This is a genomic window from Microbispora bryophytorum (assembly GCF_043197435.1).
GTDB classification, from domain to species: Bacteria; Actinomycetota; Actinomycetes; order Streptosporangiales; family Streptosporangiaceae; genus Microbispora; species Microbispora bryophytorum.
The window spans coordinates 224,956-237,386 of record NZ_JBICTF010000009.1 but is presented as its reverse complement, the minus strand read 5'-3'; the positions used below and the strand labels follow the sequence as shown (position 1 = coordinate 237,386).

Below are 12,431 nucleotides of genomic sequence, written 5' to 3'. Positions count from 1 at the left end.
GTCACCCGTAAGGAGTTGTATTCAGCATGCCCGGCAACACCTCGACCCTCGATTGGTGGCGCGGGGCCGCGATCTACCAGGTCTACCTGCGCAGCTTCGCCGACGGGAACGGCGACGGGACGGGTGACCTGGCGGGGCTGCGGTCACGCCTGCCCTACCTGGCGGATCTCGGCGTCGACGCCATCTGGCTGAACCCGTGGTATCCCTCACCCATGGCCGACGGCGGCTACGACGTCGCCGACTACCGCAGCATCGAGCCGGTCTTCGGCACCCTGGCCGAGGCGGAGAAGCTGATCGAGGAAGCCCACGACCTGGGCATCCGTACGATCGTCGACGTCGTCCCCAACCACGCGTCCGACCAGAACGCCTGGTTCCAGGAGGCCCTCGAGGCCGGTCCCGGTTCGGAGGCCCGGGAGCGGTTCTGGTTCCGCCCCGGCGTCGGCGACGGCCCGCCCAACGGCTGGCAGTCGATCTTCGGCGGCCCGGCCTGGACGCAGGTGCCGGACGGTGAGTGGTATCTGCACCTGTTCGCCCCCGAACAGCCCGACTTCAACTGGAACAACCCGGCCGTACGTCAGGAGTTCCTGGACGTGCTGCGGTTCTGGTTCGACCGGGGTGTGGACGGCGTACGCATCGACTCCGCGGCCGTGCTCGTCAAGGACCTCGACAGCGTGGAGGAGTCGTACACCGACCACGACGGGGTCCACGAGATCTACCGCGAGTGGCGGCGGGTGTCCGACTCCTACGGCGGGCGGATCCTCATCGGGGAGGTGTGGCTGCCCGACCAGGAGCGGTTCGCCAACTACCTGCGCCCCGACGAGCTCCACACCGCGTTCAACTTCGACTTCCTGTCGAGCGCGTGGGAGCCGGCCGCGCTGCGCGCCAGCATCGACCTGACCCTCGCCACCCACGTGCCGATCGGCGCGCCCGCCACCTGGGTGCTGTCCAACCACGACGTCGCCCGTCCGGTCACGCGCTACGGCCGGGCCGTCACGTCCTGGGACAACGCCGAACGCCGGGACGGCATGCCGTCCGACCTGGAGCTCGGCCGCCGCCGGGCGCGGGCGGCGGCGCTGCTCGCGATGGCGCTGCCCGGGAGCGTCTACGTCTACCAGGGGGAGGAGCTCGGCCTGAACGAGGTCGAGGACATCCCCGAGGAGCTCATCGACGACCCGATGTGGGAGCGTTCCGGCCACACGGTCCGCGGCCGCGACGGCTGCCGGGTGCCGCTGCCGTGGTCGGGTGCCGAGCCGCCGTTCGGATACAGCACCGGCGAGCCCTGGCTGCCGCAGCCGGCCGGCTGGCGTGGCCTCACCGTGGAGGCGCAGGAGGCCGATCCGGGCTCGATGCTCTGCCTCTACCGCTCGGCCCTGCGCCTGCGCCGCGAATTCCTCGGCGACGGCACGCTGACCTGGCTGCCGTACGGGGACGAGGTCGTCGCGTTCCGCCGCGATTCCGGCCTGGTCTGCCTGGTCAACCTCGGCGCAGAGCCGGTCGCGCTCCCGGAGCCGGGTTCTGTGCTGCTGGCCAGCGGTCCCCTCGACGGCGAGCTGCTCCCGCCCGACACCGCGGTGTGGATCATGGAGGCCCGATGAGAATCCTGCTGGCGGCGGCCGTCGCCGTCACGGGGCTCGTGGCGCTGCAGGCCCCGGCGTCCGCCACGGCGAAGCCCCCCGTCGTGACGCGGGCCGCCCTCGACCCGGCGCTCGTCGCCGGGCGCGGGGCCGACGTCGACTTCGCCGAGCAGGAGGCGGAGAACGCGACGACGAACGGCACGGTCATCGGCCCCGGCCGCGACGCGTACACGCTGCCCGCGGAGGCGTCCGGCCGCAAGGCGGTCAAGCTGACCCCCGGGCAGTACGTCGAGTTCACACTGCCCAGGGCCGCCAACGCGATCACCGTGCGATACAGCATCCCGGACGCCCCCGGGGGCGGCGGCATCACCGCGCCGCTCGACGTCTCGGTGAACGGCCACAAGCGGGCCGGCATGACCCTCACGTCGCAGTACGCCTGGCTCTACAACCAGTATCCGTTCTCCAACGATCCGAACGCCGGGCTGCTGCACCCCGACTGGTGGATCACCGAGTGCTCCTGCGTGCCGGACGCCACCACGCCGGCCCCGGAGATCGCCAAGCCGTACCGGCCGAACCACTTCTACGACGAGCAGCGCCTCCTGCTCGGCAATACCTACCGGGCGGGTGACACGGTGCGGCTGACGGTCCCGGCGGGGAGCAAGGCGGCGTGGACGGTCGTCGACCTGCTCGACTCGCACCTCGTCGGGCTGCCGCACGTCGAGGTCCTGGCGGCGAACGTGCTGCTCTTCGGCGCCGACCCGACGGGTAGGCGCGACTCCGCAGAGGCGATCGACAAGGCGATCGCGTTCGCGAAGCGCACGCACCTGAAGGTCTACATCCCGCCGGGCACCTACCAGGTGAACCGTCACATCGTCGTGGACGATGTGACGATCACCGGTGCCGGAAGCTGGTATACGACCATCAAGGGCCGACAGGTCGATCTGGCCACCCCGGCCCCGGACGGCTCGGTGCACGCCGGTGTCGGCTTCTACGGCAAGGACGCCTCGGCGGGCGGCAGCCGCAACGTCCACCTGTCCGGTTTCGCGGTCGAGGGCGACGTCCGCGAGCGGATCGACACCGACCAGGTCAACGGCGTCGGCGGCGCGATGAGCGACTCGACCATCGACGGGCTCTACATCCGCCACACCAAGGTCGGCATGTGGTTCGACGGCCCCATGCGCAACCTCAAAATCACCAACAACGTGATCGTCGACCAGATCGCGGACGGGCTCAACTTCCACACCGGCGTGACGGGCTCCGTCGTGTCGAACAACTTCTTCCGCAACACCGGTGACGACGCCCTCGCCATGTGGTCCGAGAAGACCGCCGACGCGGGCAACACGTTCGACCACAACACGATCCAGACGCCCGTGCTGGCCAACGGCATCGCGATCTACGGCGGCACGGACAACACGGTCTCGAACAACCTGATCGCCGACCCGATCAGAGAGGGCAGCGCCATCCAGGTCGGCTCCCGGTTCGGCGCCGAGCCGTTCGCCGGCAAGCTCCGCATCACCGGCAACACCACTGCCCGCGCCGGCACGTACGAGCTGAACTGGAACATCGGCCTGGGGGCCATCTGGTTCTACGCCCTGGAGAAGGACATCGACGCCGACATCGAGGTCAGCGGCGACCACTACCTGGACAGTACCTACAACGCGATCATGCTGGTCAGCGAGTGGTCGGTGAAGGACCAGTACGCGATCCCGAAGGTCCGCTTCAAGGACGTCCGGGTCGACGGCACGGGCACCTCCGTGGTCAGCGCCCGCGTGAAGGGCTCGGCGTCCTTCGCGAACGTGGACGCCCGCAACGTCGGCGCGGTGGGCGTCAACAACTGCGGGTCCTTCAACTTCCCGCCCACGGGATCGGAGTTCTCCGTGACCGAGCTCGGCGGCAACGACGGCGGCTGGCTCGCTCCTTGGATGCTGCCCAACACCATCACCTGCGACGACCGCCCACCGGTCGTCCCCCCACCCGCCCCGTCCCCCTGGTGAGTGCGCAAGTCAAACAGACCCGGCCTAAAGCCGGTACAAATTGGACTCCCAGCCTCAATAGGGGCTGGGAGGGACTGTACAAACAACGGTGTAACTCCTGATCAAGGAGACACCTGTGACGAGTACGGTGATCCAGGCATCTGAGGCGATGGACCTGGAGGACGCCGCGGTGGCGCGGAAAAAGCATGAGGCGTCGGATCGCGAGCTGGTGGCCAGGCTGGTCGACCAGGCCCGCGCCGAAGGGCTGGAGCTGGTCGGTGAGAACGGGCTGCTGAACCGGCTGACCAAGCTGGTGCTGGAGTCGGCGCTGGAAGGCGAACTCACCGATCACCTCGGCTACGACAAGCACGATCCGGCCGGTCGTGGCAGCGGCAACACCCGCAACGGCGCCCGGACCAAGACGGTTATCACCGACGTCGGGCCGGTCGAGATCGACGTGCCCCGTGACCGGGACGCCAGCTTCGAGCCGAAGATCGTGCGCAAGCGGCAGCGGCGGCTGTCGGGTGTGGATGAGATGGTCATCTCGCTGGCCGCCAAGGGTCTGACCACCGGAGAGATCTCCGCGCATCTGGCCGAGGTCTACGGGGCGGAGGTGTCCAAGCAGACCATCTCCACCATCACCGACAAGGTGATCGAGGGCATGGCCGAGTGGCAGAACCGCCCTCTGGACCCTGTCTACCCGGTGGTGTTCATCGACGCCATCCACGTCAAGATCCGTGATGGGCAGGTCGCCAACCGGCCTATCTACGTGGCTTTGGCGGTCACCGCCGATGGCGAGCGCGACATCCTCGGGTTGTGGGCCGGCGATGGCGGCGAGGGCGCCAAGTTCTGGCTGCACGTGCTGACCGAGATCAAGAACCGGGGCGTCGCCGATGTGCTCATGATGGTCTGCGACGGCCTCAAGGGGCTGCCGCAGGCCATCGAGCAGGTCTGGCCGCAGACCGTGGTGCAGACCTGTGTGGTGCACCTGCTGCGGGCTTCTTTCCGCTACGCCGCACGCCAGCACTGGGACGCCATCGCCAAGGCGCTGCGGCCGGTCTACACCGCCCCCACCGAGGCCGCCGCGCTCGAGCGGTTCATGGAGTTCGCCGAGGTCTGGGGCGGTAAGTACCCGGCGATCGTCAAGCTGTGGGAGGACGCCTGGGCGGAGTTCGTGCCGTTCCTGTCCTTCGATGTGGAGATCCGCCGGGTCATTTGCTCGACGAACGCGATCGAGTCGGTCAACGCCCGGATCCGCCGGGCGGTCAAGGCCCGCGGCCACTTCCCCAACGAGCAGGCCGCGCTGAAGTGCGTCTACATGGCCGTCATGAGCCTGGACCCGACGGGCAAGGGCCGCAAACGCTGGATGAACCGGTGGAAGGCCGCCCTGAACGCCTTCGAGATCACCTTCGAAGGCCGACTGTCAGCAACCCGCCGCTAGAACAAACCGAAGCCGAGTTACACCGTTCACTGGACAGGCCCGGCTGGGAGTCCTTGTGTTCTATACGTGCCGCCTTATGGGTCTGTACTTTGGCTTAGAGCGACGGTTGAGGCCTTGTGGGGAAGTGTTCGCGATCCGGAGGGGAAGATGTCAAGGCGCTATCTCTATGGGTTGACAGTGGTCTTGCTGGTGGCTTTCGCAGTCATGGCATCTCCTATGTTCATGGATCTGATTTCGAGAGTGATCGCGGTAGATTGGGGCCTTGTCGGGCAGGTCGGCGAGACCTACGGAGGGGCTTCGGCCGTACTGGCCGCACTCGCATTCGTTGCCATCGCCATCTCGCTCATACTGCAGGCATCGCAACTCAGGTCTGCTCGGGTGCAGGTGGTGCGGAACATACATCGCGACCTGCTCCGCTTGGCGATGGAAAATCCGTCCCTGTACCGGCCAGTCATAGGCGCTGAAGCGCACGCGACCGACGATGACGTCCGGCAGCACTTATATGCGGTGCTTTGGATGAACTACATGAGCCTTGCCTTCGAGGAGAGAGTGGTCTTCGAGTCGTCCTTACGGAAAGAAATGCTTCGCGGCATGTTCACCAGCCAATCCGGAAGGGACTGGTGGGAGCGAGTGCGGGACGCCTGGCATGACGGAACGCGAGGTTCTCGTGCCGAGAGGAAGTTCTACGAGATCGTTGACAGCGAATACCGCAGAGCCCTGAATTCGGAGCCCTCCGGTCTCTCCTGGGAGGAGAGACCGGGCAGGCCCATATCGCCGGACTCGGCGAGGTCGAAGCGGAAGTGGTGGGTCGTCGTCGGGCCGACGGCAGTGGCGGTCGTTGTCCTCCTGGTTCCGAAGGTGGGAAGGCGCCTGTACCGCAGAGGTCAGTAAGAGTCGCGGCCGCTGGTCGGACGAGCCGAACCTCGAAGGGACCGAAGCGGTCCCCTGAAACGGCCACGTGGACGGGACGGTCCCCATGCGTCGCGCCGGTCCGGGGAGAGGTCAGGCAGGGGGCTTGTCGGCGGCGGGGACGGGGGACAGTTCGACCGTGCAGAAGGCACAGCGGTGGGCGTCGACGGGGATGTCCGACAGGCACTCGGGGCACTTCTTCTCGGCAGCCTCCTTTTTGGTGTCGAAGAGGCTCAGGAAGCGGGTCATCGGCAGGACGACCAGCCAGTAGATCACGGCGGCGACGATGAGGAACGTCAGCAGGTGGTTGACGAAGTCGCCGTACTTGAACACGGCGCCGTTGACGGTGAACTTGTAGCTGGAGAAGTCGGGTTGCCTCCCGCCGGTGACGGCCGCGATCAGGGGGGTGACCAGGTCCTGCACGAGGGCCTGGATGAGCCCGCTGAACGTCGCGCCCACGACCACGGCGACGGCGAGCTCCACCAGATTGCCCCGCATGAGGAACTTCTTGAATCCGCTCATGAGACAACGATCTATCCGGTTCTGCCTTTCCTGTGCAAGGGCGTGACCCGGACAGTGGACCGTAGGAATCAGCGAGGAAGGAGAAGAAGGTGCCGGAGCGCTCGAAAGGCCCCGCCGACGATCCGTTCGGTGGGCGGAAACCGACCAGTCATGAACGGATGACGGGACTGCCGTGGGACGCGTCGTACCACGACGGTCCCGCGCCTTGGGACATCGAACGGCCGCAGCCGGCGATAGTGCGCCTCGCATCCGAAGGCGCATTCGCCGGGGCGGTTCTCGACGCGGGCTGCGGGACCGGCGAGAACGCGCTTCACCTCGCCGCGCTGGGGCTGCCGGTTCTGGGCGTCGACGTGGCCGAGACGGCGTTGACGATCGCCCGGGAGAAGGCCGGCGACCGTGGGGTCCAGGTTGAGTTCGCCGCGGCCGACGCCCTGCGTCTGGATCGTCTGGGGCGCGGGTTCGAGACGGTGCTGGACTGCGGGCTGTTCCACACCTTCGACGGCGACGAGCGATCCCGATACGTGAGGAGTCTCGCGTCGGTGACGGAACGCGGCGGAACGCTGCACGTGTTGTGCTTCAGCGACCAGGGTCCCGGCACCGGGCCGCACCCGGTCGGCCGGGAAGAGCTTGGAGCGGCGTTCGCTCCGGGCGGCGGATGGAGCGTCGTGGCCGTCGAACCGGACCGGGTTCGGACGAGATATCACGATGACGGCGCACCGGCCTGGCTTGCGACGATCAGGCGGATCTGACCGCCGGGCGAGGGCGGGACGTCGTCGGCCGGCCCTCGGCACTAGAAGATGATTTCGGTCGAAGGGTGGCCGCTTAACGGACGCACTCGGACTTTCGGTCTTGACCGAACTCAACAGAGGGTTGTTCTGGGAGCGCTCCCACTTCAGGTGTTGCTGGCCTCGGCGAGAGCGGCTTCGACCCGATCGAGCGCGGCCAGCAGTTCCTCCTTCAGCGTGGAGGGCAGCCGTCCCTCCTGATAGCGGACCTCGATCTTGGTGCGGATGCCGGACAGCCCCTCACCGCTGGCGACGGCGTTGCGCAGCACCTGTTTGAGGTCGAGAGCGACGTCGTCGTCGATGTCGTCGGTGGCCTCCGCGCCGTCCGTGAGCAGGTTGAACTGCCGGACAGCGGTGTCGACCCGCAGCGGTGCGGCCGTGAGGGCCAGCGGCAGCGGCGCCACGTCGGACTCGGAGGTGGCCGAGGTCTTCGGCCGCCGGAGGGTGTCCCCGGCGTGCCGGTCCTTCTTGACGGCCTTGACGCTGATCGAGGGGGAGGGGTGGCGCCGGGCCGGCGCGGCGGTGCTCACGGGGTCCGCGACGGGCGCGACCGTGTGCCGGGGTACGGCGATGGCTTCGACCTGCGGCGGCGGCGAGACGATGGTCTGCGTGAGCGTGGGCGAAGGGCTGGCCAGCACGGTGACGGCCGCGACCTCCGGGCCGTGCGTCTGGGTGAACCAGAGGATGCCGCCCAGGGCCGCGGCCCCGACGGCGGCGGCGCCCCAGCCGGCTCCGCGTGGTCCTGGCGGCTTGTTCATCGTGGTCAGGGCGGCGGCGACGGCCCGCGCGCTCGGCCGGTCCACGGGATCGGGGCACAGGCAGCGCCGGCACAGGTCGGTGACCTCCTGCGGCAGGCCCGGCACCCCCTCGGGCGCCGGCGGCGGACCCTCCCGCCGCGCCGCCTCGATCGCCTCCCAGGTCTTCTCCGGGTAGGGCAGCGCGCCCGTGAGCATCTCGAACAGCAGCACGCCGAGCGCGTAGACGTCCACGGCCGGGTCGGCCGTCGTCCCCTTCAGCCGCTCCGGCGCGACGTACGGCGGGGTGCCGAAGTCGGCGACGAGGTGGTCGTCGGCGTCGCCGACGAACGCGGCGATGCCGAAGTCGAGCAGCTTGGGCCCGTCCTCGGCGAGCAGCACGTTCTCCGGGGTGACGTCCCGGTGGACGATGCCCCGGTCGTGCGCCGCCGTCAGCACCTTCGCCAGCCCGGCGGCGATCTCCACCGCCTCGGCCCAGGGCAACGGGCCCTCGACGATCCGGTCGGCCAGCGACCGGCCCTCCAGCAGGCGCATGACCACGAAGGACGCCAGCCTGCCACCGTTCGTGACCGTCTCGCCGTAGTCGTAGACCTCGATCGCGTCCGGGTGGATCAGCCGGGCGGTGGCTCTGGCCTCCCGGCGCATGAGTTCCCGTCCGGGGTTGTCGTCGTCGAGCGAGCCGTCCAGCACCTTGATCGCGACCACGCGTTGGAGTGACTGGTCGAAGGCACGCCAGATGACCGACATCCCACCCGTCGCTATCCGCTCCTGGAGCAGATAGCGACGGGTCAGGACATCGCCTTCTCGAAGCTCAGGCCGATTCACGAACCACCAGTTCCGTGGGCAGCACCGGATTGCCCTTGGGATTGTCCCCGTCCCCGAGTGTCATGAGAAGCAGTCGTGCGGCGAGCGTGGCCATTTCCTCGACGGGCTGCCTGACCGTGGTCAGCGTCGGCGAGGTGTGCCTGGCCACGGGCGCGTCGTCGTATCCGATGACGGCCACGTCGTCCGGCACCTTCCGCCCGGCGCGGCGCAGCGTCTGCATCGCCCCGGCCGCCATCACGTCCGACGCCGCGAACACGGCGTCGAGGTGCGGCGCCCGCTGCAGCAGCCACTGCATGGCGTGCGCGCCCGACGCGTGGGTGAAGTCGCCGTACGCCACGGGCATGTCGAGCACACCGGCGTCGCGGAGTGTCTGCCGGAAGCCCTCCAGCCGGTCGCGGGCGGCCGGCAGGGTCGGAGGCCCGGCGATGGTGGCGATGTGCTTGCGGTTGTTGAGCAGCAGGTGCTCGGCCGCCTGCCGTCCGCCGTCACGGTTGTCCATGTCGACGAACGGAAGGTCGATGCCGTCTGGCGGCCGCCCGGCACAGCGCACCGGGACGCCCGAGGCGGCCAGCGTGACCGCGAGGGGGTGCCGCGCCCGTGCCCCGATCAGAAGGACGCCGTCGACGGCGCCCGCGACCAGTGGCGGCGCGGCGATGGAGGCGGTCGCAGGGGTCGCGGTCATTACGACCATGGGGACCCCGTGCGTCGTCAGCACCTCCTCGCACGCGGACAGGAGCCTGGCGTAGAACGGCTCGGTGAAAAGACGTGGACTGTGCTCGCAGACGACCGCGGCGATGATCTGCTCGGCCCGCCTGCCCGCGGATCCCCTGGGGGCGCGGCGCCGGACATAGCCCAGACGCGACATGGCGTCGTGAACTTGTCGGCGGGTCGACGTGGTCACGCGTACCGAGCCGGTCAGGACCCGGGAAGCTGTTGCCGGGGAGACGCCGGCTGCGGCGGCTACCTCTGCGAGGGTGGGAAGATCGGCCATCCGGTCTCCTCGGCCCGAAGGTTCACACGGCTTGGGAGCGCTCCCAAGCGAAAGTATCACTGTTTCGCTCGTGTCAACAGAGGTTTCCTCGGTGTGAAACCTTTCGTAGAGTTTCGCTGCTGTTTGGCACAGTTGGAGGCTAGAGCACGGCGATGATCCAGGGAAGCGAATGGGAATTTTGACACGCGATGCCCAGCTTGTCCGATAATCACCGTAAATATGCCGAAACGCCGTGCCAGGCGACCGGAGTCGCCGTCCGGCGGTAGGGTCCTGCGGCAAGGGATCGCGGACGGATCCGATCGTGCCCGGCCCCGGCGGCCGTCGCGTTCGTCCGCCAGCCAGAACCGGAAAGGCCCTCCAGTGACGACCACTAACCGCCGGCTTCCCGCTGTGTCGGCTCGTGTGACGGCCGCGTTACCGGCCGCGTTACCGGCCGCGTTACCGGCCGCGTTGACGGGCGTGCTCGCGACGGCCCTGCTCGCCGGATGCGGCGCGCCGGACCTGGCGAGCGGGGCCGCCTCGCCCGCTCCGGTAGTCGCCTCGCCCGCTGCCACCTTCGAGACGCCCCCCGCTTCGCAGGCCGCGCCGAGCTCCGAGGCCACGCAGACCCCCGACTCCGCGCTCAGCGCCACGCCGGACGAGACCGGCGCGCCGTCCGCCCGGGGCGACGCCGCCGACGTGGCGTTCGCCCGGCAGATGGTCCCGCACCACCTCCAGGCCCTGGAGATGGCGAGGCTCGCGCAGACACGGGCCGGCGACCCGTGGGTCAGCGGGTTCGCGGGGAAGGTCGCCACGGCCCGCGACACCGACATCCGCACGTTCAAGGGCTGGCTCGACATGTGGGGCGCGGAGCCGCTGCCACGCGACCACGCGATGCCGGGCACGCAGACGCGGGCCGAGATCGAGGCGCTCGCCAAGCTGCAGGGCCCGTCCTTCGACCGCAAGTACGTGACGCTGATGATCGAGCACGACAACGGCGCGATCAAGCTCGCCCGGGCCGAGCAGGCCGACGGCGCGTTCGAGGGGGCCAAGGCGCTCGCCGTCGCCACCACCACATCGCTGGGCGCCGAGGTCAAGGAGCTCAAGAAGTACCGCGCACTCCTCGACTGAGTCCTCCCGCCGGACGGCCGGGGTCCCTCAGTTCTCGTACGTGTCGAGCCTGGGCGGCAGGGCGTTCCACACGCAGAACGCCGACGACTCGTGGGTGTCCCGGAGGAACGCGACCCGCAGCCACTGGTCGGCCTCCCAGACCTTGACCTCGTAGCCGTCGTTCGGGGTCGCCGTCACCATGCGGCAGTCCGCGGACGTCACCGCGATCGTCGCCCGGCCGCCCTTCAAGGTGAACGTGTGCAGGCTCTCCCCTCCGGCGGCCTTGCGCTGCCGGGCGGCGGGAGAGGACTCCGCCGATCCCGCCGGCCGCGTGGCGCGGGGCGGGCGGGGCGCCGGTGAGGTCCGCGCGGTCCGCAGCGGAGTGGCGCCGGGCCGGGCGGGGGACCGGTCGCCAGGCGTCCCGCCGGTGGGGGACGGCGGCCCGTGCGGCTTTTCGGTCGGTTCCTCGGTCGGTTCCCTGGGGGCCCCGCCGTCCGGGGTGCCCTGCGGAGTGGGGGTGGGGACGCCCGGCGAGGCGGACAGGTGCGCGACGACGGCCACCACGGGAGCGAGGGGCGCCTCGTCCAGGATCGCGCTGCGCAGCACGTCGCGCACACCGAGCCAGGACACACCGACGGCGAGCGCGGTGGCTCCGCACCAGGCGATCAGGTAACCGGCGGCCCTTCTCATGTGGCCGCTCACTCTATCCCGCGACTCGAATTGACGCTCGACCCTTTTCGGTCAAGCTCTACGGATTTGTGCATGCCTTAAATAGCCGCAAATCCCCATGTTTCGGATGGCTCTTCCTGGGACGCCGTGCCGACCGGGAGTGTACGTTTCTGCCCCATGGCGACCGTTCTGGTGGTTGAGGACGACGAGTTCGTGCGGTCCGCGATCATCCGCGACCTGACGGGGCGCGGCCATGCGGTCCGCAGCGCGGGCCGGGCGCTCGACGCGCTGCGGGAGATCGCCCACGTCGGTCCCGACGTGGTCGTCCTCGATCTGGGGCTGCCCGACCTCGACGGCGCGGAGGCGCTGAAGATGCTCCGGGCGATCTCCGACGTGCCGGTCATCGTGGCCACCGCGCGGGACGACGAAGCCGAGATCGTCCGCCTGCTGCGCGATGGCGCGGACGACTACCTGGTCAAGCCGTTCTCCGGCGACCACCTCAACGCCCGCCTGGAGGCCGTATTGCGCCGGGCCAGGCCCGGGGCGCCGTCGTCGGTCGCGAGGGTCGGCGGCCTGGTCGTCGACGCCGACCGCAGGGAGGCCCGCCTGGACGGCGCGCCGCTCGACCTCACCCGCCGGGAGTTCGACCTGCTGACCTATCTCGCCGCCCGTCCCGACCGCGTGATCTCGCGCAAGGAGCTGCTGGCCGAGGTGTGGCGGCAGTCGTACGGGGACGACCAGACGATCGACGTCCACCTGTCCTGGCTGCGGCGCAAGCTCGGCGAGAGCGCGTCCCGTCCCCGGTATCTGCACACCGTGCGGGGTGTCGGCGTGCGCCTCAGCCCCCCAGCCGAGAGCTGAGCCCCGGAAGCGGGACGGCACGAGGCCCGGAGCGGGA

The 12,431-nt window shown here is 69.4% G+C and carries 11 protein-coding genes; 7 read left to right on the top strand and 4 right to left on the bottom strand.

All coding sequences use genetic code 11. The features are described from left to right. The first annotated feature begins 26 nt into the window (after positions 1 to 26). From ACGFIB_RS28470 to ACGFIB_RS28455, 4 genes are all read left to right on the top strand, one after another. Positions 27 to 1,595 (top strand): glycoside hydrolase family 13 protein, encoded by a 1,569-nt coding sequence (locus tag ACGFIB_RS28470; protein ID WP_393376205.1) that lies wholly within the window; start codon positions 27 to 29, stop codon positions 1,593 to 1,595. After that, the gene (locus ACGFIB_RS28465; RefSeq protein WP_393376204.1) at positions 1,592 to 3,568 is read left to right on the top strand and encodes a glycosyl hydrolase family 28-related protein; all 1,977 of its coding nucleotides are present in this window, start codon (positions 1,592 to 1,594) and stop codon (positions 3,566 to 3,568) included. The genes ACGFIB_RS28470 and ACGFIB_RS28465 overlap by 4 nt, the downstream gene beginning before the upstream one ends. Before the next feature lie 148 nt (positions 3,569 to 3,716). Beyond that, entirely contained in the window at positions 3,717 to 4,988 is a 1,272-nt protein-coding gene (locus ACGFIB_RS28460; protein ID WP_393376282.1) for an IS256 family transposase, read from the top strand. A gap of 147 nt (positions 4,989 to 5,135) precedes the next feature. Then, positions 5,136 to 5,879: a DUF6082 family protein gene (locus ACGFIB_RS28455; RefSeq protein ID WP_393376202.1), complete on the top strand. Its 744-nt coding sequence runs from the start codon at positions 5,136 to 5,138 to the stop codon at positions 5,877 to 5,879. 111 nt (positions 5,880 to 5,990) lie between these two features. On the opposite strand, the gene mscL is transcribed toward ACGFIB_RS28455, so the two are convergent. Then, positions 5,991 to 6,419 (bottom strand): large conductance mechanosensitive channel protein MscL, encoded by a 429-nt coding sequence (mscL, locus tag ACGFIB_RS28450; RefSeq protein WP_357244530.1) that lies wholly within the window; start codon positions 6,417 to 6,419, stop codon positions 5,991 to 5,993. An 89-nt stretch (positions 6,420 to 6,508) separates the two neighbouring features. On the opposite strand from mscL, the gene ACGFIB_RS28445 reads away from it, so the two are divergent. Continuing rightward, entirely contained in the window at positions 6,509 to 7,168 is a 660-nt protein-coding gene (locus ACGFIB_RS28445) for a class I SAM-dependent methyltransferase (protein WP_393376201.1), read from the top strand. A 143-nt stretch (positions 7,169 to 7,311) separates the two neighbouring features. Here ACGFIB_RS28445 and ACGFIB_RS28440 read toward each other — a convergent pair whose 3' ends face one another. Both ACGFIB_RS28440 and ACGFIB_RS28435 read right to left on the bottom strand, forming a co-directional pair. Beyond that, entirely contained in the window at positions 7,312 to 8,784 is a 1,473-nt protein-coding gene (locus tag ACGFIB_RS28440; RefSeq protein WP_393376199.1) for a serine/threonine-protein kinase, read from the bottom strand. After that, positions 8,771 to 9,775: a LacI family DNA-binding transcriptional regulator gene (locus ACGFIB_RS28435; protein ID WP_030510556.1), complete on the bottom strand. Its 1,005-nt coding sequence runs from the start codon at positions 9,773 to 9,775 to the stop codon at positions 8,771 to 8,773. The genes ACGFIB_RS28440 and ACGFIB_RS28435 overlap by 14 nt, the downstream gene beginning before the upstream one ends. A 459-nt stretch (positions 9,776 to 10,234) precedes the next feature. Here ACGFIB_RS28435 and ACGFIB_RS28430 point away from each other — a divergent pair, with 459 nt between their 5' ends. After that, entirely contained in the window at positions 10,235 to 10,885 is a 651-nt protein-coding gene (locus ACGFIB_RS28430; RefSeq protein WP_393376198.1) for a DUF305 domain-containing protein, read from the top strand. Between the two features lie 27 nt (positions 10,886 to 10,912). Here the strand turns inward: ACGFIB_RS28430 and ACGFIB_RS28425 are convergent, their stop codons facing one another. Next, positions 10,913 to 11,554, bottom strand: a complete 642-nt coding sequence (locus ACGFIB_RS28425; protein WP_393376196.1) for a hypothetical protein — start codon at positions 11,552 to 11,554, stop codon at positions 10,913 to 10,915. A gap of 156 nt (positions 11,555 to 11,710) precedes the next feature. On the opposite strand from ACGFIB_RS28425, the gene ACGFIB_RS28420 reads away from it, so the two are divergent. Next, positions 11,711 to 12,394 (top strand): response regulator transcription factor, encoded by a 684-nt coding sequence (locus ACGFIB_RS28420; RefSeq protein WP_142571583.1) that lies wholly within the window; start codon positions 11,711 to 11,713, stop codon positions 12,392 to 12,394. Positions 12,395 to 12,431: the final 37 nt, after the last annotated feature.